Origin of the sequence: Erwinia aeris (genome assembly GCF_041224955.1) — a bacterium.
GTDB classification, from domain to species: Bacteria; Pseudomonadota; Gammaproteobacteria; order Enterobacterales; family Enterobacteriaceae; genus Erwinia; species Erwinia aeris.
In genome coordinates this window covers 79,481-100,794 of sequence record NZ_JBGFFX010000010.1, presented here as the reverse complement: position 1 = coordinate 100,794, position 21,314 = coordinate 79,481, and the positions used below count along the sequence as shown (strand labels likewise).

The window sequence follows — 21,314 nt, the reverse complement described above, 5'->3', positions numbered from 1 at the left end:
CTGAATTTAAGCAGGAAATAACCAAAAGGAGCGAGAGAATGAGTGAGATAGTGATAAGACACGCCGTCGTTGAAGACGCTGCCGCGCTGCATCGTATTGTCAGCCAGCCGGAAACCTACACCGACACGCTACAGCTTCCTCATCCCTCGCTTCAGCTTGTTCAGGAACGTCTACAGAAACTTCAGCCCGGCATGCAGCGGCTGGTCGCCTGCGTTGATGAACAGGTGGTCGGCGACTTATATCTGGAGGTTAATGGCCGCGCGCGTCGGCGGCATACCGCGACTTTTGGACTCTGCGTCGATTATCACTACCGTGGTCGCGGCGTGGCCTCCGCATTGATGCAGGAGATGGTCAGCCTGTGCGATAGCTGGCTGAGCGTCGAGCGCATTGAGCTAACGGTATTTGCCGACAACGACACGGCGGTAAGATTGTATCAGCGGTTTGGTTTTGAAACGGAAGGCGTGGCGCGGCGCTATGCCGTACGCAACGGCAAACAGGTGGATGCGCTCTATATGGCGCGTTTGCGCGCCGCTTAAAACACAGGGGCGATAAAATATCGCCCCCTCTCGTTAATAACCTGCCGTCAGATCGTCAACAGAGCGAGGATCGGAAGCGCCATACAGGGTGCCGTCCGGGCCGATCATAATGCTCTGCGTGCTGCCCATCGCAGGCAGTACCTTAACGTGCTGCCCTTTTGCCTCCAGCAGCTTCAGCGTATCCGGGCTGAAGCCTTTCTCCACGCGCAGCTGATCCGGCAACCACTGATGGTGAAAGCGCGGCGCGTTGGTCGCTTCCGCCACGTTCATACCGAAATCGATGCTGTTAACGACCATTTGCAGCACGGTTGTAATAATACGGCTGCCGCCCGGACTGCCCGTTACCAGCCAGGTTTTGCCGTCTTTGGCGACGATGGTCGGCGACATGGAAGAGAGCGGCCTTTTGTAAGGCTGCACCGCATTTGCCTCGCCGCCGACCAGACCATAAATATTCGGCGTGCCCGGCTTGGCGGAAAAATCGTCCATTTCGTTGTTGAGCAAAATGCCGCTCTTGCCCGCCACGATCCCGCTGCCAAAATAGGTGTTCAGCGTATAGGTCACCGCGACCGCATTACCCTGCTTATCGACCACGGAAAAATGCGTGGTCTGATTGCTCTCATAAGGCGCCAGCTTGCCGGGTTTAATCTCTGTCGAAGGCAGCGCTTTGTTCACGTCAATCTGCTGGGCCAGCGATTTCGCATAGGCTTTACTGGTCAGCGCCTGCCACGGCACTTTCACAAAATCAGGATCGCCCAGATACTCAGAACGATCGGCGTAGGCATGTTTTTCCGCTTCCGCCATCACCTGCATAGCGTCGGCGCTGCCAAAGCCCATTTTCGCCAGATCGAAGTTTTCCAGGATATTGAGGATTTCCACTATATGGATCCCGCCGGAAGAAGGCGGCGGCATAGAAAAGACTTCATAACCGCGATAGGTGCCGCTGATGGGCTTACGCTCGACCGCTTTATAATTGGCCAGATCCGCTTTGCCGATCAGGCCGCCGTTCGCCGCCATTTCCGCGGCGATTTCCGAGGCGATCTCCCCTTTATAGAAAGCGTCCGGGCCTTGCGTCGCAATCAGCCGCAGGCTACGGGCAAGATTATGCTGCACCAGCTTTTCGCCGCGCGCGTAGGGCTGGCCGTCTGCTTTATAAAAAACGGCTTTACTGTTGGGGTGCGTAATCAGCACTTCTTTGCCGTACACTTTCAAATCATCAGCCAGCGCTTCGTTAACCACGATGCCTTTTTCCGCCAGCCTGATGGCCGGTGCGATCAGCTGCGCCAGCGGCAACGTGCCGTACTCTTTATTCGCCAGCGCGAAACCGGCCACGGTGCCCGGCACGCCGGAAGCCAGATGGGAGGTCAGCGACTTTTTACCGTCGGCGTTGCCCTGGGCGTCTAAAAACATATCGCGACTGGCTTTAATCGGTGCCATTTCACGAAAATCGATGGCGGTAGCATGGCCGGAAGCGGTGCGGATTAGCATAAAACCGCCGCCGCCAAGGTTACCGGCCTGCGGATGCGTGACGGCCAGCGCATAGCCGACGGCGATGGCGGCATCTACCGCATTGCCGCCGCGTTTCAGCACGTCCACGCCTGCCTGGGTGGCGAGCGCATCTACCGAGGCGACCATGCCGTGCTGCTCTTTTACCGGATGGAAAGTATCGGCGTCCACGCCGTACGAGATTGGCGGCGCGGTGGGCGCTGCCGTCGCGCCCTGCCAGAAAATCAGTCCTGCTATCAGCGATGCTGCCAGCGTCACTCTGCCCTGCCCCATATTCACCTCTTATTAGAATTATTTACGTTTGTTTACCGTCTCTAACTATGCACAAAACAAGCGAAAAGGCGAGAAAACCTACAAATTCAGACTGGCCCTCAGGCCAGAACAGCGCGGCTGACATACACTGGATAGACAGCTTAGGGAGGTATTTGATGAAATGGTTACTCGTGTGTGCCGCGCTGCTGCCGTTAAGCGGCATGGCCAATATGCTAAATAATAATCAGCCTAACCAGCCGGGCTATAACCCCAGCTCGCAGCGGATGCAGCAGCAGATGCAGACGCAGCAGGTTCAGCAACAGCGGAAACTGCAGCAGGATCAGCAGCAGCAAAGCCAGCAGCTACAGCGAAAGGTGCAGGATCAGCGTAACAGCGCTTCCCAGCGCGTGTTGCAGACGCAGCCCGGCAGCACTACTCAGCCGTCGGTGCAGCAGAATACAAATTAAGGTCAGGCCAACAGCCGGATTGCCCCAGTTGGACGATCCGGCGATATCAATCACCGCCCGGTAGCATTACTCAGCCGTTGGTGCAGCAGAATAGGGATTAAGATGGGACTGTAGCCGAATCGCGTCGGTTCGACGATTCGGTGCTATCAATCGCAGCCCGGCAGCACCACTCAGCCAGAATACACATTAAGGTCAGGCCAGCAGCCGGCGCGCGTTCAGTAAGGCGCTAGCTGTATCAGCGTCTTCAAGTGAAATCTGCGCCTATCAGGTCAATGCGGTCGGTACAGATGGCGTCAACGCCCCAGTCCAGCAGCTCTTTTGCCCTTTCGGGTTGATTAACCGTATAAACCAGAATCCGCAGCTCCGCCGCTTTGAGTGCCGCCACTCTCTCCCGATCCAGCACCTTATGATTGAAATGTACCGAGACGCAATCCAGCCGCTGCGTCAGCTGCTGCCAGTCGTCATGCCATTCGTGCAGCAGCAACCCGCGCGGCAGCTCCGGCGCGGCCTGCATGGCGGCTTCCAGCGCTTCAAAAGAGAACGAGGAGAGCAGCGGCGCGGTCTGCCGATGCCACAGCTCGCGCGCGGCCAGCGCCACCACGCGTCCGGTTTCCGCTTCCAGACCTGTTGTGGGCTTGATTTCAATATTTGCCATCATGCCGTAAGAGGCGCAGCGCTGCGCCACCTGAGACAGCAGCGGCAGACGCTCGCCGGTGAAATCTTTGCCAAACCAGCCGCCCGCATCCAGCTGGATCAGCTTTTCCCATGGCAGCTGTCCGGCGATGCCCCAGCCGTTGCTGGTTCTGTCGAGCGTGTCGTCATGCAGCAAAAAAATTTCGCCGTCCAGCGAGAGCTTGACGTCGAACTCAATCATCTTGTGCCCCAGCCGCGCGCCGGTATCAATACCGGCGAGGGTGTTTTCCGGGGCCAGCTTGCCGCCGCCGCGATGCGCGACGATGGTCGGGTAAGGCCAGGCTTTAGCAGTCATTCGAGCCGTTGTCCGTTGTCAGTATCAAAGAAGTGTAGCGAATCAGCCGGCAGCTGTAGCCACAGCAGGCTGCCGATGGCCGGGCGCTCGATGTGCGGCAGCCGCACCACCATATTGTGGCCGCCCCAGCGCCCGTGCGCCAGGTTGTCCGCGCCCAGCATTTCCAGCGTATCCACCGTCAGCGCCAGCCCGCTTTGCCGATCGGCCAGTTTAATATGCTCTGGGCGGATCCCCAACGTCAATCGGCGTCCGGCCCACTGCGGCCTGGCCTGAGGCAGCGTCACGGCGCTGTCGCCCAGCAGCAGCCGCGTGCCGGTCGGATCGATCTCGCCTTCCAGCAGGTTCATCGCAGGCGCGCCAATAAAGCTGGCAACGAAGCGCGTGGCCGGACGCTCATAAATCTCTACCGGCGTGCCCAGCTGCTCCAGCACGCCTTTGTTCATCACCATCACCCGCTGCGCCAGCGTCATCGCCTCCACCTGATCGTGCGTCACGTACAGGCTGGTAGTCTGCAGGCGACGATGCAGCTGCTGTAGCTCCAGCCGCATCTGCACCCGCAGCCGCGCGTCCAGATTCGATAACGGCTCATCAAACAGGAAAACCGCCGGTTCGCGAACGATAGCGCGACCCATCGCCACCCGCTGCCGCTGACCGCCGGAAAGCTCGCGCGGACGACGGTGCAGCAGCGCTTCCAGCTCCAGGCTTTTCGCCGTTTCCAGCACGCGCTGGCGGATATGCGCTTTGCCCATGCCGCGAATTTTCAGCCCCCATGCCATGTTTTCTTCCACGCTCATATGGGGATAAAGCGCATAGTTCTGGAAAACCATCGCGATGCCGCGATCTTTCGGCTCTCGCTCGGTGACGCGTTCGCTGTCGATATAGATATCGCCGCTGCTGACCCTTTCCAGCCCGGCGACCATGCGCAACAGCGTCGATTTACCGCAGCCGGAAGGGCCAACCATCACCATAAACTCACCGTCGCGAATATCGACGTCAAGCGGCTGAATAATCTGGTTTTTACCGTCGTACGTTTTGGTAACGGCCTGAAATTTTACCCCTGCCATGCTATTTCTCGCTCTCTACCAGCCCGCGAACGAAAGCGCGCTGCATCACTAAAACAATCACTACCGGCGGGATCATGGTCAGCAGCATTGCCGCCATCACCAGATTCCACTGCGTGGGCGTGCCGTCGCCGGTGCCGATCATGCTGCGAATGCCCGCCACGGCGGTGCCCAAATCAACATCATTAATAATCAGCAGCGGCCAGAGATACTGGTTCCAGCCATAGATAAAGGTGATAACAAACAGCGCGGCCAGATTGGTTTTCGACAGCGGCAGCACAATGTCCCAAAAGAAGCGCATTGGCCCGGCGCCGTCGATGCGCGCCGCTTCGACCAGCTCGTCAGGCAGCGTCATAAAAAACTGGCGGAACAGGAAGGTGGCGGTGGCGGAGGCCATCAGCGGCAGCGTCAGCCCGCTATAGCTATCCAGCATCTTCAGGTCTGCAATCACTTCTACCGTCGGGAAAATGCGCACCTCGACCGGCAGCATCAGTGTGATAAAAATCATCCAGAAAAACAGGCCGCGCAGCGGAAAGCGAAACCAGACCAGCGCAAAAGCGGAGAGAATGGAAACCGAAATCTTCCCTGTGGTTATCGCCAGCGCCATCAGCGTGCTGTTAAACAGCATCCTGCCGAAAGGCGCGCTGTTCTGTCCCACGCCGTGCTGCCAGATAAAGCTCACGTTGTGCCACAGCGAACGGCCGGGGATCAGCGACATCGGTACCCGGAACACCTCGCTGTCGTTCAGCGTAGCGGCCACAAAAGCGACATAGAGCGGAAACAGCACGGTAAGCGCGCCCAGACCCAGCATGATCTGACTGAAAAGGGCCAGCCCGCGTCGGTTTTCAATCATTGGTAGCGCACCTTTTTCTCAACAAAACGGAACTGGATCACCGTCAGCCCGATGACCAACACCATCAGCACCACCGACTGTGCGGAAGAAGAAGAGAGATCCAGACCGGCAAAGCCTTCGCGATAGATTTTGTAGATAAGCGTGGTGGTGGACTGCACCGGCCCGCCGCCCGTGGCGGCATCGATCACCGGGAAAGTGTCAAAGAAGGCGTATACCAGATTGACCACCACCAGAAAGAAGCCCACCGGCGTAATCAGCGGCAGCGAGAGGTAAAAAAAACGGCGTACCGGGCCTGCGCCGTCGATAGCCGCCGCTTCGATCAGCGATTTGGGAATGGACTGAAGCGCCGCAAAAAAGAACAGGAAGTTATAGCTCATTTGCTGCCAGACGGAAGCCAGCACGACCAGCGTCATCGCCTGGCCGCTGTTTTGCGCATGGTTCCAGCTATAGCCCAGCTGCGCCAGAAAATGCGTAATCAGGCCCTGCCCCGGACTGAACAGGAACATCCACAGCACCGCCGCTACCGCAGGCGCTACTGCATAAGGCAGCAGAAACAGCGTCTGGTAAAAGCGCTTCAGGCGCAGGACATGATCGGTCAGCGCGGCAAAAAACAGCGAAACGATCAGGCCGATGACCGTAACCAGGCCGCTAAAAATCAGCGTGGTTTTAAAGGAATCGAGATAGTACTCATCGTCCAGCAGCCTGGTGAAATTTTCCATGCCGACAAACGTGCTGGAAAGACCAAAAGGATCGACGCGCTGCACCGAATACCATAAGGCTTCACCAGCGGGCCACAGGAAAAAAATCAGCGTAATCAACAGCTGCGGCAACATTAATAAATAAGGCAGCCAGCGTGAACGAAAAACAGGGCGTGAAGAGGACATATAAAGCTCGATAACGGTGCGGCGCGAGGGTTTTAGCGAGGCGCTGCCGTACGCTGTATAGCACGGCAGCGCTACAGATTATGGCTTAACGGTTTGCTCAAAGCGCCTGAGCAGGAGATTGCCACGCTTCACTGCGTTATCCAGCGCGGCCTGCGGCGTTTTTTTGCCGGTCCAGACGCCTTCCAGCTCCTCATCCACGATAGTGCGGATCTGCGGCATATTGCCCAGCCGCATCCCTTTAGTGAACGGCAGCGGCGGCTTGTTCAGCATCTGACGCGTAGCGATATCGGCGCCCGGATTTTTCTCGTAGAAGCCCTGCTGACGGGTCAGCTCGTAGGCCGCCGTGGTGATCGGCAGATAGCCTGTTTTCTGGTGCCATTCGGCGGCGATTTCCGGCTGTGTCAGGAACTGCATAAACGATGCCACGCCTTTATAGGTCGCTTCATCTTTCCCTTTCATTACCCACAGGCTGGCACCACCGATAATGGCGTTTTGCGGGGCGTTCGGCACCGTCTCATCGTACGGCATCATGCCAACACCATAGTTAAATTTGGCATAGTGACGGATATCGGCCAGCGAGCCGGAGGACGCCGTGGTGATACCGCAGTCGCCGTTATAGAACTTGGCGGTGGATTCGTCTTTACGGCCAAAATAGGTAAAGTCGCCTTTTTTATTCATCTCTGCGAGCTGCTGAATATGGCGTACCTGGGTCGACTTATTAAATTCCAGCTCTGCATCGGTGCCGTCAAAGCCATTATTTTTTGTAGCGACCGGCAGGCCGTGCCAGGCGCTGAAGTTCTCGATCTGGATCCAGCCCTGCCAGCCGCTGGCATAGCCGCAGCTCATGCCTGCTTTACGCAGCGCTTCGGCATCTTTAGCCAGCGCCTGCCAGGTTTTCGGCGGCTGCTCCGGATCCAGACCCGCTTTTTTGAAAGCGTCCTTGTTGTAATAAAGCACCGGCGTAGAACTGTTGAAAGGCTGGGAGATCAGATGGCCGGTTTTGGCGTCGCTGTAATAGCCCGCTACCGTCGGCACAAACTGTTTTTCATCGAAGGCAATACCCGCGTTTTTAAAAACCTCGTACACCGGCACAATTGCCTGTGAAGCCATCATCGTGGCGGTGCCGACTTCATAAACCTGAAGAATGGCAGGTGCGCGGTCAGAACGCACGGCGGCGATCCCCGCAGCCAGGCTTTGCTCGTAGTTACCTTTATAGGTAGGCACGATTTTGTAATCAGGGTGCGATTGGTTAAAGCGCTGCGCCAGCGAATTGACCTCTACGCCCAGCTCGCCCTCCATCGAGTGCCAGAAAGGGATCTCGGTGACAGCCAGCGCCTGTGCGCTAAAGGCCAGCCCCAGTGCAATACATATGGTATGTCGGAAGAACAATGGCATGTCGGTTTCCTGTACCCGGTGTTGTTACGCGCAAAGCCGCGCCCTGTAACGCTTCGGCAGGTAAAATGACATGCAAAAATGACGGAAAGATAACAATGGCATGACAGCCGGATGACGGGCTGGTGACGGAGAGAAGACGGAGGTAGCGACGATAACGGCGATAACGGCGATAACGGCGATAACGGCGATAACGGCGATAACGGCGATAACGGCGATAACGGCGATAACGGCGATAACAGGTTATCGTTACAAATACAGCTAAGCACAGCATGAAATTCTTCTGCGCGGTTTGATTGAGGAAGTATCAAATATTCATCTCGCCTTCCTCGCTAAAAATTTTGTTAAAACCCTCACGACCATTTTTTTTATAAATGGTTAAAACCCATTTACTCAGGTCTGACTGATTGTTTAATCTTGTCTCTGGGCGATATATTTCATACTTATATTTTCCTCGATAAAAATTATATCCTCTTAGATTATGCCCGAATCCTGTTGTAATAGTCTCCCCAAAGACGCTATACTTTTTCTTTTTCCCCTTATCAACTATTTCAGCTTTAACTTTTTTGCAATCAGTCAAAACCTGGCAGTCACTATCGTTGATATATATATTATAAGCACCTCCGATAAAGTTCACCTGTTCAAACTCAACCTGCGCGTTTACAGTGCAAGGAAAGGTATAAAACAGTGCCAACATAATTATAAAAATCAACTTTATTTTCATTTTCTATTTTCCAATAAATATTTTATCCTTTGCCGATTTTCATCATCTTTTTTTAGTCGGGAGTGCGTTTTTATCAGCCTGACAACATCATTCTTGTCATTATTTGAAAAAAATCTGACCATGTCAGTACGAAGCACGCCCTGGTACTTCATATCAATAAAAACATCTTTAATTCTTTGGTCTAAATCCAACCATGAGATCGAGGCAGGCTTGCAGTACTTATTGTAAAATCTTTTTGCATCAATGATATATTCATCATAGACTGCTTCAAACAGCTTCAGTTGCTGCACTTCTGTTATCTCACCAATTTCATTTTTATGCTGTCTGACGAATTTTTCAGCCTCACAAAATTTAAGCCGGCTACCTGTAGAAATTTTTTCTGTTTTTTTCGCCTCTACCCCGGCCTTTATCAAATAACCATAGGATTCGGCTTTGGTTCTGCTGCCCATATCGAATCCGCGTCCAATCGTCACGCCCGACGCATCCCCCTGACAAGCTGAGGCATTGCCAGGCCAGTGAATAAATCTGGAATAATAACGACTTCCTCTGAAATTATCGCCTTCCGCGCGAAAAGTCAGTAGCCCTTCCTTTGGTTCCGACATAGCCTCTTCTTGTGCTTATTCGTCATTCAAATATGAACAAAAATCATACGCCTGCTTCGTGCATATCCGCAATAAATTTTCGATCAGTTCAGTATTAAGAGTCGTTAGTTATATTCGTCACCATTCCAGAAAAATGATTGATATCACTTGGGTTTTAAGGATTTTGACCAGGTTTAATATAAGAAATTTGCGTTGATTGCTATCCATAACTTGCCTGCCTTTGTAGTTAATAAGAGAATAGAAAAAGCAGGGTATTACACAAATCTAATTACACCCTATAATAATTATCGACCGATCGTATTCGGCAATTTTTTCGTAATGAACTTGACCGTTCACAAACATCCCTGAAATAAAACCTGTGATTTATTGAAAGTCATATTTGTTATAAAAATTTATGCGTTGCTCATAAAATCTTATCATGCACTGACTATAAAGCGTATGCCATGCTGGCGAATCTATTATAACCTGATCGGCCCAGGCCTGACATTCACTTTGCATATATTTATCAAAATAGCCTTTAGCTTTTTTGGTTTTCTGAAGAAATCCATTGTAATTCAAAAAATTATTTTTATTTTTTATTATTTCATTAATAAACGTTTGGTAAGTGCGATTGTAATCCACATTACGTTTTAACTCCAGCGCCGTAAAACAGCCCGCTATAGCGCTAACAGGGCCTTCATTAAGGCAGAATGCTATGGTACTCTCTTCTACTGTAGACGCCTGAGAAAATAGGGGCAGTGGCACAATACTCATCATAATAACAATCATCAATTTTATTTTTTTATAAAGCATTTTTTAACGCCTCCCTTCTTCTTATATATCTGTCCTTGCCATATAAATCCCCAATCGATTCAATTAATTTTAAAGCACTGCCAATATCGTTACGCTTAAAAGAGGATACATAACCAATTGTCATTGCCCCCTGATAGCGCATATCAATAAATACCTCTTTTAAAACCGGATGTAGCTCCCGCCAGGCTACCGCATTAGCGCCCTTATATTTATTATAAAAACGCTTAGCTTTATTGGTATATTCAGGGTAAACAGCTTCAAACAGCATCAGCTGCTGCACTTCTGTTATCTCACCAATTTCATTTTTATGCTGTCTGACAAATTTTTCAGCCTGACAAAATTTAAGCCGGCTACCTGTAGAAATTTTTTCTGCTTTTTTCGCCTCTACCCCGGCCTTTATCAAATAACCACAGGATTCGGCTTTGGTTCTGCTGCCCATATCGAATCCGCGTCCAATCGTCACGCCCGACGCATCCCCCTGACAAGCTGAGGCATTGCCAGGCCAGTGAATAACTCTGGAATAATAACGACTTCCTCTGAAATTATTGCCTTCCGCGCGAAAAGTCAGTAGCCCTTCCTTTGGTTCCGACATAGCCTCTCCTTGTGCTTGTTTTCCATTCACTGCTGAACAAAAATCATACTCCTACTACGTAGCTATCTGCAATGTTTTAAGGCGGCATTTTCTAAGGTTACGCAGCGTTGGCTTGAAAAATAAATACAGAAAACTTCAGAAAGAGAATAAGCGGGAGAACATTTTAATAACGTGGAAAATAAGCAGACTATTAATTAAAAAGTACCGGAAATAATAAAGGGGCCGGTAAACCAGCCCCGTAATCTCAGCCGCCCAGATAGGCGCTGCGTACCGCTTCGTTAGCCAATAGCGCCTCGCCGCTGTCGCTCAGCACCACGTGGCCGTTCTCCAGCACGTAACCGCGATCGGCCAGTTTCAGCGCCTGATTGGCGTTTTGTTCCACCAGGAAGATGGTCATTCCCTCCTGACGTAGCTGCTCGATGGTGTCGAAGATCTGCTGAATAATGATCGGCGCCAGCCCCAGCGACGGCTCGTCCAGCAGCAGCAGGCGCGGCTGGCTCATCAGCGCGCGGCCAATCGCCAGCATCTGCTGTTCGCCACCGGACATGGTGCCCGCACGCTGCACGCGGCGTTCATAAAGTCGCGGAAAAAGCTCGTAGACGCGCCTGATACGTGACTGATACTGCTGACGATCGGCAAAAAAACCACCCATCGCCAGGTTCTCATCTACCGTCATGCGGGAAAAGACCCGGCGGCCTTCCGGCACGATGGCTATCGCCTCGCGCATAATGCGCGCCGTTTGCCAGTCGGTAATATCCTTGCCGTCAAAAACCACCCGTCCCTGAGTCGCACGCGGTTCTCCGCAGAGCGTACCCAGAATGGTGGTTTTCCCCGCGCCGTTAGCCCCAATCAACGTAACGATTTCGCCCTGATTGATATGCAGACTGACGCTGTGCAACGCCTGGATTTTTCCATAGTGCGCGCTGACGTTTTCCAGAGAAAGCATAGCCATTTTATGCTTCTCCCAGATAAGCGCGGATCACGTCCGGGTTGTTGCGGATCTCTTCCGGCGTGCCGTTTGCCAGCGGCGTGCCCTGATTGACCACATAGATGCGATCGGAAATGCCCATGACCAGTTTCATATCGTGTTCAATCAACAGTACCGACACCTTGTGTTCGTTGCGCAGCTCGGCGATCAGCTCGTCCAGCTCCAGCGTCTCTTTGGGGTTCAGGCCCGCCGCCGGTTCATCCAGCATCAGGATTTGCGGGCGCGTAACCATACAGCGGGCGATTTCCAGGCGACGCTGCTGACCGTAGGCCAGATTGCCCGCCTGACGGTTAGCGAGCGTCAGTAATCCTACGCGATCCAGCCAGCTGGCCGCCCGGTCCAGCGCTTCGCTTTCCGCTTTACGGAAGCCCGGCGTTTTCAGCAGTCCGGCAAACACGCCGCTTTTCAGATGTTGATGCTGCGCTACCAGCAGGTTTTCAATCACCGTCATTTCACGGAACAGGCGAACGTGCTGGAAAGTGCGCACGATACCCATCCGCGCGATCTCCTGCCCCGCCAGGCCCGCCAGCTGGCGCTCGCCCAGCCTGATACTGCCGCCCGTCGGCCGGTAAAAACCGGTCAGGCAGTTAAATACCGTAGTCTTACCCGCGCCGTTGGGGCCAATCAGCGAGACGATCTCCTGCTCTCGCAGCTCCAGCTCGACGTTGTTGACCGCGAGCAGGCCGCCAAAGCGCATCATCAGGCCGTTTACGGCCAATAAAGGCTTCATGGCTGCTCTCCTTTTTTCACGCTTTTTAACTTCAGGTGCGGACGCTGCATCGGCAGCAGGCCTTGCGGTCGCCAGATCATCATCAGCACCATCAGGCCGCCCAGCACCAGCATGCTGTATTCATTCAGATCGCGCATCAGCTCGCGTGAAACCACCAGCAGCACGGCAGCGAGGATCACGGCGAACTGCGACCCCATGCCGCCTAACACCACGATAGCCAGCACAAAGGCCGATTCGGCGAAGGTAAAAGACTCCGGGCTGACAAAGCCCTGCCGCGCAGCGAACAGACTCCCCGCGAAACCAGCAAAAGCGGCGCTGATGGTAAAGGCGGTGAGCTTGATGCGCGTCGGGCTGAGGCCCAGCGAACGACAGGCGATTTCATCCTCGCGCAGCGCTTCCCAGGCGCGACCCAGCGGCATTCTCAGCAGCCGGTTGATCACAAACAGCGTCAGCACAACCAGCAGCAGCGCCACCATATAGAGAAAGATAATGCGGTCGCTGGGATCGTATTTCAGGTTAAAGAAATGGTGGAAGGTGTCCCAGCCGCCGTCGCGCACGCTGCGGTTAAACTCCAGACCGAAAAACGACGGTTTCGGGATCTGGCTGATGCCGTTTGGCCCACCGGTGATCTCGGTGTTGTTCAGCAGCAGAATACGGACGATTTCGCCAAAGCCCAGCGTGACTATCGCCAGGTAATCACCGCGCAGGCGCAGTACCGGAAAACCCAGCAGCAGGCCGAACAGCGCGGCCACGATGCCCGCCAGCGGCAAACATTCCCAGAAGCCCAGGCCGAAGTAGTGATTAAGCAGCGCAAAGGTGTAGGCGCCGATGGCGTAAAAGCCGCCGTAGCCCAGCACCAGCAGGCCGGAAAGCCCGACCACCACGTTCAGTCCCAGGCCCAGCATTACATAAATCAGGGTCAGCGTGGCGATATCGACCGTGCCGCGAGACACCATAAAAGGCCAGGCCGCAGCGGCGACGATCAGCAGCAGCAAAAAGAGTTTCTGCTTTGGGGTGGAGCCGTCAATGCCCGGCAGCACCAGCGAAGGCGCGGAAATTTTCTTTAGCCCGCGCTGAAAAACCGGCCGCAGCAGCTGAAAGAAAAAGACCACGGCGCAGCCGAGGGCGATCCAGTTCCAGCGCACGCTGCCGGCGTTGTTAACCACCAGATGCGTGCCGTCCAGGCTAAGGCGCATCCCCATAAAGAAGGCGGCCAGCACCACCAGCATCAGCGCGGAAACAGAGGCGTTAAGCAGGTTTTTCATACCTTTTCTACCTCCGGACGGCCCAGAATGCCGGTTGGCATTACCAGCAGCACAACGATCAGCAGCGCAAAAGAAACCACGTCTTTATATTCAGTGCTGAGGTAGGCGGAGGTCAGCGCTTCGGCAATGCCCAGGATCAGGCCGCCCAGCATCGCGCCGGGAATGCTGCCTATGCCGCCCAGCACGGCCGCGGTGAACGCTTTCATCCCGGCCATAAAGCCGATGTAAGGATTGATGACGCCGTAGAACTGGCCCAGCAGAACGCCCGCTACCGCCGCCATTGCCGCGCCGATCACAAAGGTCAGCGAGATCACGCGATCCGTGTTAATGCCCAGCAGGCTGGCCATTTTCAGATCTTCGGCGCAGGCGCGGCAGGCGCGACCCATGCGCGAGTAGCGGATAAACAGCGTCAGGGCCAGCATAGCGACAAAGGTCACCACCCAAATCACTACCTGCATAGTGGAGATGGTGGCGGCAAAACCGTTACTGACGCCCAGCGTCCACTGCCCGCTGACCAGGCCCGGCAGGGCCAGATCGCGCGAGCCCTGAGTCAGGCTGACGTAGTTTTGCAGAAAAATAGACATACCGATGGCGGATATCAACGCGATCAGCCGCTTGGAGGAACGCACGGGCTTATAGGCCACGCGTTCGATGCTCCAGCCATAGGCGCTGGCGATAACGATAGCCACCAGAAAACCGGCGCCGATCAACAGCCAGCTGGCATCAATGCCCATCATCATCAGCGCGGCAATGACGATAAAAGAGACGTAGCTGCCGATCATATACACTTCGCCGTGAGCGAAGTTGATCATGCCGATGATGCCGTACACCATGGTGTAGCCGATGGCGATCAGCGCATAGGTGCTGCCCAACGTGACGCCGTTGAACATCTGCTGCAGGAAATAGAGAAACTGCTCGGACATAAAGAATACCTTACTGCTATCCGCCCAGGCGGAAAGAGAGATGCTTTAACAACACGGGCGGAAAGCAGTCCGTTATCGGGGCCGATCCGGCACCCCGATATTTCCACCCCTTCAAACCCTGGTAAGCAATGATGCGGGCAGCCCGTGAAGCATCGCGCTACGGACGTCAGCGTATGACGTCCGCTATTATTATTTTACCGCGGTAGAAGAGCCGTCGGCATGCCAGGTGAAGATGCCGAACTCAAAGCCTTTCAGATCGCCTTTGGCGTCCCAGCTTAAGTCACCCATTACCGTTGGCACCGGCGCGCCCTCTTTCAGGTTTTTAGCAATCTCTTCCGGCTCGGCGCTTTTGCTGCGCTCCATGCCGGTGGTTAAAGCCTGTAGCGCGGCATAGGTCGTCCAGACAAACGGGCCGGTTGGATCAAGCTTTTTCGCTTTCAGCGCATCGACAACGGGTTGGTTAGTCGGCACCTGATCGTAACGTTTCGGCAGCGTAACCAGCATGCCTTCGGAAGCCGCGCCGGCGATATTAGAGAGCGAAGCGTTGCCTACGCCTTCTGGCCCCATAAAACGGGTTTGCAGCCCGGCCGCGCGTGACTGGCGCAGGATCTGCCCCATTTCCGGGTAGTAGCCGCCAAAATAGACAAAATCGACGTTCTCTTTTTTCAGGCGCGCCACCAGCGTGGAGAAGTCTTTATCGCCTGCGGTCACGCCTTCAAACATCACCACGTTGCCACCCGATTTTTTCAGGCTCGCCTGCACGGAGCGCGCCAGCCCTTCGCCGTACTGCTGTTTATCGTGGATCACGGCGATACGCTGCGGTTTGATTTGTTCAAGAATATATTTCGCCGCGGTCGGGCCCTGATCGGAGTCCAGGCCCGTGGTGCGCATAATCATTTTATAGCCACGGGTCGTCAGGTCGGCGTTGGTGGCCGCCGGAGTAATCATCAGTACGCCTTCGTCTTCATAGATATCGGAAGCGGGCTGGGTGGAAGAAGAGCAAAGGTGGCCGATAACGTAGCGAATACCGTCGTTGATAACTTTGTTAGCGACCGCAACCGCCTGTTTGGGATCGCAGGCGTCGTCATACTGCACGCCGACCAGTTTATTGCCGTTGACGCCGCCTTTGGCATTGATATCGGCAATAGCCTGTTTCGCGCCGGTGAACTCCATATCGCCATATTGCGCGACCGGGCCAGACATAGCGCCAACGATGGCTACTTTAATGTCTTCTGCGGCGGCGGCATGACTGAGCGCCAACGCCATGCAGCCTGCTAAAAACGCGCTACCTTTCATTTTCATCCTGACTACCCCATCTTGTGTTTGCTGTTTTTTATACTGCTCCCGTCGATAAACGCCATAAGAAGAACAGGTTAACGCGGGATACAGCCATTTTTATTAATAAGACTATAAATTTCAGGTTATTAAACAGGAATTTTCTTCTGTAAATCAACTGACTTCATGTGATATTACCGCCAGCTTTAGCATAAATGACTGGTACAAATGCGGGCTGTTTGGGCATTCAGCCAGCGGGTTATTCTGCATTCATCGCATTAACTCAGCGTTTATCTTTAACTTTAAACGCCACCCTGACAGATTGCTTTGTTTTTATACAAAAAAAGTTACGCGCCTCTTCACGTCCGTTTTCGCTACAATCTGCCTCTCACGTCGGCACGGTAACTTTTTATGAAACTGACTATTCTCAGGCTGCAACGCTTAAGCGCTCAGGATCTTGTGGATCTGAGCAAAATCTGGCCGCAAGACGATCCGGCAGATCTGGAAAACAGGCTGGACGATCGTCATCGGCTCTATGCGGCAAAGTTCAACGATCGGCTACTGGCGGCGGTGAAAGTGACGCTGAATGAAGCGCAGGGCGAGCTGAAGGATTTTATGGTGCGGGAAGTCACCAGAAGGCGCGGCGTCGGCAGCTATCTGCTGGAAGAAGTGCTGGCGCAAAACGCGGCCGTAACACGCTGGAGGATGGCGAAGACGGGTGACGAAGGGCTTTCGACTTTTATGCGCAAGCAAGGATTTATCGCCGACGCAGACGGCTGGGTTTGGCAGCGGGCTTAGGCAGCAAGAGCCGCTTCAGGTATAAGGCCTCGGGCTGTAAAGTCCGGGTCAGGATTCAGGCCTCGGGCTGTAAAGTCCGGGCCTGGGGTCAGGATTCAGGCCCGGGATTAGGATTCAGGCTTTGGGCTTTGGGCTTTGGGGTTCGAACCTGAGGTCTGGCACGTCGGGCCTGGGGTTTCAGCATAAGAAAGCTTAGCAGCGTGCGGAGCCTGAAAACAAAAAAGGCGACCCGAAGGCCGCCTTTTTTACCGCTGCGAATTACGCTTCAATCGCGACGCGCAGTTTTTTCATCGCGTTCTTTTCAAGCTGACGGACGCGCTCGGCGGAAACGCCGTATTTGTCGGCCAGTTCCTGCAGCGTGGTTTTGTTGTCATCGTCCAGCCAGCGGGCACGGATAATGTCCTGGCTGCGCTCGTCCAGGCCCTGCATGGCGTCGCTCAGCTTGTCTGCGGCGTGGTTATCCCAGTTGTCTTCTTCAATGCCGTCGGCAAAGTCAGAAGATTTGTCCTGCAGATAAAGCATTGGCGCCATTGAGCGACCTTCGCCTTCGTCTTCCGGCGTCGGATCAAAGGTCATATCCTGGGCCGCCATGCGCGACTCCATTTCGAGCACGTCTTTGCTGGTTACGCCCAGCTCGCGCGCCACCATTTCAACTTCATCCTGATTAAACCAGCCCAGGCGCTGCTTGGCTTTACGCAGGTTGAAGAACAGCTTGCGCTGCGCTTTGGTGGTAGCGACCTTAACGATGCGCCAGTTACGCAAAACGTATTCGTGGATTTCGGCTTTGATCCAGTGCACGGCAAAGGAGACCAGGCGCACGCCCACTTCCGGATTAAAGCGGCGTACCGCTTTCATCAGGCCGATGTTACCTTCCTGGATCAGATCCGCCTGCGGCAGACCGTAGCCGGAATAGTTACGAGCGACATGAACAACAAAGCGCAGGTGGGACAGGATCAGCTTCTTGGCTGCTTCCAGATCGCCCTGGTAATGCAGCCGTTCAGCCAGCGCTTTTTCCTCTTCTGCCGTCAGCACAGGCCAGGCATTAGCCGCCCGGATATAGGAATCCAGGTTGCCTAAAGGAGCAATAGCTAAAGTTTGCATTTCTTTGGTCATTCAAACCCTCTCTGTATTAAGCAATATTGCCGCACTTTCCCTGAGCGGTTCACAAAACTACGTGAACGATAACGAGAAAGGAGAGCAATCTGTGCTACTTCGACTACAAAGTTATCCACAAGTTCACTATCAGCTGTGCGTAATATACACACATTTCTCGGGAAGGGGAGCAGGCCGGAAAGATTTTTACGAGGAGGACTTCCTCTGCGGCACGATGCTCATGCAACAGAGGAATAGTATACCAAAAAAAATGAGAAGAGGTTACTGCGGCGTAAATCGACGTAAATGTTGCACCGTCGCCAGCCAGGCGGCAACCCAGCCGATCATGGCCGAAATCAGCAGCAGCAGCAGGCTTTCATCCCAGGCCAGCCCGTGCAGGCTAAAGGTGGTGCCGAACACGGCGGCAACCTGGGTGACCACCGATTCCAGGCGGAAAACCAGGATTTCGGACAGCGCCAGCGACAGCAGCGCGCCGCAGAAGCCCAGCAGCGCGCCGCCATACAGAAACGGTCGCAGAATAAAGCCGTCGGTCGCGCCGATCAGCTTCTGCACGTTAATCGTGTCGCGACGAGCAAAAATACTGAGCCGCACGCTGTTGCCGATCACCAGGAAGACCGCCACGATCATCAGGATGCCGATCATGGTCGCTACCTGGCCGACCAAACCTGCCAGCGCCGCCAGCCGGGCAAACCAGCTGTCGTCCATTTTTACTTCATCCACGCCCTGCACTTTCGCCACGCGGGAGCTGAGGTTCTTCATGGTGTCTGAGTTTTGAAAATTGATTTGCGGCGTGATGATGGCTACGGCCGGCAGCGGATTCTGCTCCAGCATATCCATCGCGCCGCCAAAGCCGGACCAGTTGCGGAACTCGCCCATCGCTTCTTCGCGCGACAGGTAGTTAACCTTATCCACACCCTCTTCTTTTTTCAGCTGGGCCACAACGTTCTCCGCCGCGTCGTCATCCAGCGTTTTGCTCAGATACACCGTCAGCTGCGGCGCGGGATACCACTGCTGCGCCGCGCTGCTGACGTTTTTCCACACCATAAAGCACACGCTTGGCAAGGTCAGAGAGATGGCGATCACCATCACCGTCAATAGCGTCGCCAGCGGCTGACGCCACATGTCGGACAGGGTGCCGCGCAGCGCATAGCGCCACTGCTCCTGCCAGCCGCCCTTCAGCGCTTTGCTTTTGGAAGGCTGCTTCGCCGCTTTTGGCGCGGCCGGACGCGGGTTACGCTTATTCGCCATAGTTGCCTCCGTGCAGACGCCCCTGATTCAGCGTCATCAGACGATAGTTGCGGCGGGCGATCAGCGCCCGGTCGTGAGTAGCCATCAGCACGGTCACGCCCACGCGGTTGAACTCTTCAAACAGGCGCAGGATATCTTCGGACAGGGCTTCATCCAGGTTGCCGGTTGGTTCATCCGCCAGCAGCACCGCAGGCTTGTTAACCACCGCGCGAGCGATGCCAACACGCTGCTGTTCGCCGCCCGACAGCTGAATAGGATAACTTTTCGCTTTGTCCAGCAGACCGACTTTATCCAGCGCGGCAGACACGCGACGGCGGATATCTTCCCCGCTTGCGCCCGCGATAATCAGCGGAATAGCCACGTTGTCATAGACGGACCTGTCCATCAGCAGATGGTGATCCTGGAAAATCATGCCGATCTGGCGGCGTAAAAAAGGCACTTCCCGGCTCTTCAGGCGGCTGATGTCGTGCCCGCTGAACCAGATATGGCCGGCGCTGGGGCGCTCGATGCCGCAGATCAGTTTCAGCAGGGTGCTTTTCCCCGCCCCGGAATGCCCGGTCAGAAACGCCATTTCTCCCGGTTGCAGATGAAAATCCACTCCCTGTAGCGCTTGCCGACCGCCGAGATAAGCCTTACTGACTTCTTCAAAGCGAATCATCCTAACTAGTCCTCTCGGGCAAATAGTGCCTCTATAAAATCGTCTGCCTTGAACGAGCGTAAATCTTCAATGCCTTCGCCGACGCCGATGTAGCGAATAGGAATACCGAACTGATCGGCCACCGAGAAGATCACGCCGCCTTTGGCGGTGCCGTCCAGCTTGGTCAGCGTGATGCCCGTCAGGCCCACCGCCTCATGGAACAGCTTAGTCTGGCTGATGGCGTTCTGGCCGGTGCTGGCGTCAATGGTCAGCATGACCTCGTGCGGCGCCTGCTCGTCCAGTTTTTTCATCACGCGCGTGATTTTCTTCAGCTCTTCCATCAGGTGCGATTTATTCTGCAAACGGCCTGCCGTATCGGCAATCAGGACGTCGACGTTGCGCGCTTTCGCCGCCTGAATCGCATCGAAAATGACCGAGGCGGAATCCGCGCCGGTATGCTGGGCGACAACAGGAATGTTGTTACGCTGCCCCCAGACCTGGAGCTGTTCGACCGCTGCCGCGCGGAAGGTGTCGCCCGCCGCCAGCATGACCGATTTGCCTTCCGCCTGATACTGGCGCGCCAGCTTGCCGATGGTGGTGGTTTTACCCACGCCGTTGACGCCGACCATCAGGATAACGAACGGCGTTTTGCCGGTGACGTCCAGCGGCGCCTCGACTTTCGCCAGAATGTCGGCCATTTCCTGCTTCAGCAGCCCGTATAGCGCTTCGGCGTCGCGCAGCTGTTTGCGGCTTGCCTGAGCGGTCAGGTTGGTAATGATGCGGCGCGTGGTCTCGACGCCTACGTCGGCGATCAGCAGCTGCTCTTCCAACTCTTCAAACAGCTCATCATCGATTTTTTTACCGCGGAACAGGCTGACGAAGCCGGAACCTAAATTCTGTCGCGTTTTAACCAGGCTGCGCTTCAGGCGGGCGAAGAAGCCTTCTTTGGTCGGGCGCGCCTGCTCTTCCGCAGCCTGCTCCTGCTCTTCAGCGGCGTTAGCCTGCTCAACTTTAACCAGCGCGGCAGCGACGGATTCTTCTTCCTCAATGACCTTCAGCTCAGCTTGTGAGGCACCGGCAGAGAGCGCGGCGGCTTCCAGTTCTTCCGGCGTGATGTCATCGGCCTGTTCGGCGGCGATCGCAGCTTCTTCCGGTTCCGGCGCGTTAGCAACAATCTCTTCAGGCAGAGGTTCCGGCTCCGCCTGTACGGCCGCCGTCTCTTCCGGCAGCCATTCTTCTTCTGGTTCCGCCTTAGCGACCGCAAGCTCTTCCGGCAACGGCTCTTCTTCCGGTTCCGGCCTGGCGGCTACGCTCGCTTCCGGCAGCCACTCTTCTTCTGGCTCCGCCTTAGCGACCGCAAGCTCTTCCGGCAACGGCTCCTCTTTCGGCTCCGTCCTGGCGGCAGGTTTAGCGGCTGCGCGCGCTTCCGGCTCTGTTCTGGCCTGTTCGTTCGGGTCTCGTACTGCCTGCTCGCGAGCGACGGTTTCCGTCACTTCTACAACGGCTTCGGCGCGCTGCTCCACGTCAGGGGGCGTGGCGGCGTCTGCGGTTTCGCTCTGCTGCTGTTCTGACGTTTGGACCTCTTCCTCAGGCGCTTTTTCTTCGCGTCCTAATCCCAGCCAGGAAAAAAAGCCACGTTTTTTATTTTTTGCCATGGTGCAACCACACTCCTCGCGGGGAAAAAAACCGTC

Annotated in this window: 22 protein-coding genes; 3 read left to right on the top strand and 19 right to left on the bottom strand. The window is 55.0% G+C overall.

Annotated elements, in window-relative coordinates; genetic code table 11:
- The first annotated feature begins 38 nt into the window (after positions 1–38).
- The gene (locus AB6T85_RS16340; RefSeq protein WP_301251861.1) at positions 39–536 is read left to right on the top strand and encodes a GNAT family N-acetyltransferase; all 498 of its coding nucleotides are present in this window, start codon (positions 39–41) and stop codon (positions 534–536) included.
- Positions 537–569: 33 nt separating this feature from the next.
- Here the strand turns inward: AB6T85_RS16340 and ggt are convergent, their stop codons facing one another.
- Positions 570–2,312, bottom strand: a complete 1,743-nt coding sequence (ggt, locus tag AB6T85_RS16335) for a gamma-glutamyltransferase (protein WP_253457532.1) — start codon at positions 2,310–2,312, stop codon at positions 570–572.
- Between the two features lie 155 nt (positions 2,313–2,467).
- Here ggt and AB6T85_RS16330 point away from each other — a divergent pair, with 155 nt between their 5' ends.
- On the top strand, positions 2,468–2,758 hold the full coding sequence (locus AB6T85_RS16330) for a DUF2756 domain-containing protein (protein ID WP_253457530.1): 291 nt from the start codon (positions 2,468–2,470) through the stop codon (positions 2,756–2,758).
- A 244-nt stretch (positions 2,759–3,002) separates the two neighbouring features.
- Here the strand turns inward: AB6T85_RS16330 and ugpQ are convergent, their stop codons facing one another.
- From ugpQ to AB6T85_RS16260, 14 genes are all read right to left on the bottom strand, one after another.
- Complete coding sequence (ugpQ, locus tag AB6T85_RS16325) at positions 3,003–3,746, bottom strand: glycerophosphodiester phosphodiesterase (protein ID WP_253457528.1); 744 nt, start codon at positions 3,744–3,746, stop codon at positions 3,003–3,005.
- A complete protein-coding gene (locus tag AB6T85_RS16320; RefSeq protein ID WP_253457525.1) occupies positions 3,743–4,810 on the bottom strand; it encodes a sn-glycerol-3-phosphate import ATP-binding protein UgpC in 1,068 nt (355 codons plus the stop codon). The genes ugpQ and AB6T85_RS16320 overlap by 4 nt, the downstream gene beginning before the upstream one ends.
- A 1-nt stretch (position 4,811) precedes the next feature.
- Entirely contained in the window at positions 4,812–5,660 is an 849-nt protein-coding gene (ugpE, locus tag AB6T85_RS16315; RefSeq protein ID WP_253457522.1) for a sn-glycerol-3-phosphate ABC transporter permease UgpE, read from the bottom strand.
- Positions 5,657–6,544: a sn-glycerol-3-phosphate ABC transporter permease UgpA gene (gene ugpA / locus AB6T85_RS16310; protein ID WP_301730919.1), complete on the bottom strand. Its 888-nt coding sequence runs from the start codon at positions 6,542–6,544 to the stop codon at positions 5,657–5,659. Before ugpA ends, ugpE begins: the two co-directional genes overlap by 4 nt.
- Positions 6,545–6,622: 78 nt before the next feature.
- Positions 6,623–7,939, bottom strand: a complete 1,317-nt coding sequence (ugpB, locus tag AB6T85_RS16305; protein ID WP_369896156.1) for a sn-glycerol-3-phosphate ABC transporter substrate-binding protein UgpB — start codon at positions 7,937–7,939, stop codon at positions 6,623–6,625.
- 304 nt (positions 7,940–8,243) lie between these two features.
- Positions 8,244–8,660, bottom strand: a complete 417-nt coding sequence (locus AB6T85_RS16300; protein WP_369896154.1) for a hypothetical protein — start codon at positions 8,658–8,660, stop codon at positions 8,244–8,246.
- Complete coding sequence (locus AB6T85_RS16295) at positions 8,657–9,262, bottom strand: pesticin C-terminus-like muramidase (protein WP_369896153.1); 606 nt, start codon at positions 9,260–9,262, stop codon at positions 8,657–8,659. Before AB6T85_RS16295 ends, AB6T85_RS16300 begins: the two co-directional genes overlap by 4 nt.
- A gap of 363 nt (positions 9,263–9,625) precedes the next feature.
- On the bottom strand, positions 9,626–10,054 hold the full coding sequence (locus tag AB6T85_RS16290; RefSeq protein ID WP_369896152.1) for a hypothetical protein: 429 nt from the start codon (positions 10,052–10,054) through the stop codon (positions 9,626–9,628).
- On the bottom strand, positions 10,044–10,646 hold the full coding sequence (locus AB6T85_RS16285) for a DUF8812 domain-containing protein (protein WP_369896151.1): 603 nt from the start codon (positions 10,644–10,646) through the stop codon (positions 10,044–10,046). Before AB6T85_RS16285 ends, AB6T85_RS16290 begins: the two co-directional genes overlap by 11 nt.
- Positions 10,647–10,890: 244 nt before the next feature.
- Positions 10,891–11,598, bottom strand: a complete 708-nt coding sequence (gene livF, locus AB6T85_RS16280) for a high-affinity branched-chain amino acid ABC transporter ATP-binding protein LivF (RefSeq protein WP_253457502.1) — start codon at positions 11,596–11,598, stop codon at positions 10,891–10,893.
- Between the two features lies 1 nt (position 11,599).
- Entirely contained in the window at positions 11,600–12,364 is a 765-nt protein-coding gene (livG, locus tag AB6T85_RS16275) for a high-affinity branched-chain amino acid ABC transporter ATP-binding protein LivG (protein WP_253457500.1), read from the bottom strand.
- On the bottom strand, positions 12,361–13,629 hold the full coding sequence (locus AB6T85_RS16270; protein WP_253457497.1) for a high-affinity branched-chain amino acid ABC transporter permease LivM: 1,269 nt from the start codon (positions 13,627–13,629) through the stop codon (positions 12,361–12,363). Before AB6T85_RS16270 ends, livG begins: the two co-directional genes overlap by 4 nt.
- Positions 13,626–14,552, bottom strand: a complete 927-nt coding sequence (gene livH / locus AB6T85_RS16265) for a high-affinity branched-chain amino acid ABC transporter permease LivH (RefSeq protein WP_125289933.1) — start codon at positions 14,550–14,552, stop codon at positions 13,626–13,628. The genes AB6T85_RS16270 and livH overlap by 4 nt, the downstream gene beginning before the upstream one ends.
- Before the next feature lie 189 nt (positions 14,553–14,741).
- Positions 14,742–15,854, bottom strand: coding sequence for a branched-chain amino acid ABC transporter substrate-binding protein (locus AB6T85_RS16260; RefSeq protein WP_253457494.1), 1,113 nt, complete (start codon positions 15,852–15,854; stop codon positions 14,742–14,744).
- 384 nt (positions 15,855–16,238) lie between these two features.
- Here AB6T85_RS16260 and panM point away from each other — a divergent pair, with 384 nt between their 5' ends.
- Positions 16,239–16,625 carry an aspartate 1-decarboxylase autocleavage activator PanM gene (gene panM / locus AB6T85_RS16255; protein ID WP_253457491.1) on the top strand — a complete coding sequence of 129 codons (387 nt, stop codon included), beginning with the start codon at positions 16,239–16,241 and terminating at the stop codon, positions 16,623–16,625.
- A gap of 258 nt (positions 16,626–16,883) precedes the next feature.
- Here the strand turns inward: panM and rpoH are convergent, their stop codons facing one another.
- From rpoH to ftsY, 4 genes are all read right to left on the bottom strand, one after another.
- On the bottom strand, positions 16,884–17,738 hold the full coding sequence (gene rpoH / locus AB6T85_RS16250) for an RNA polymerase sigma factor RpoH (RefSeq protein ID WP_125289936.1): 855 nt from the start codon (positions 17,736–17,738) through the stop codon (positions 16,884–16,886).
- Between the two features lie 261 nt (positions 17,739–17,999).
- The gene (gene ftsX, locus AB6T85_RS16245; protein WP_253457488.1) at positions 18,000–18,986 is read right to left on the bottom strand and encodes a permease-like cell division protein FtsX; all 987 of its coding nucleotides are present in this window, start codon (positions 18,984–18,986) and stop codon (positions 18,000–18,002) included.
- On the bottom strand, positions 18,976–19,644 hold the full coding sequence (ftsE, locus tag AB6T85_RS16240) for a cell division ATP-binding protein FtsE (protein ID WP_125289938.1): 669 nt from the start codon (positions 19,642–19,644) through the stop codon (positions 18,976–18,978). Before ftsE ends, ftsX begins: the two co-directional genes overlap by 11 nt.
- A gap of 5 nt (positions 19,645–19,649) precedes the next feature.
- Positions 19,650–21,278: a signal recognition particle-docking protein FtsY gene (gene ftsY / locus AB6T85_RS16235; protein WP_369896149.1), complete on the bottom strand. Its 1,629-nt coding sequence runs from the start codon at positions 21,276–21,278 to the stop codon at positions 19,650–19,652.
- Positions 21,279–21,314: the final 36 nt, after the last annotated feature.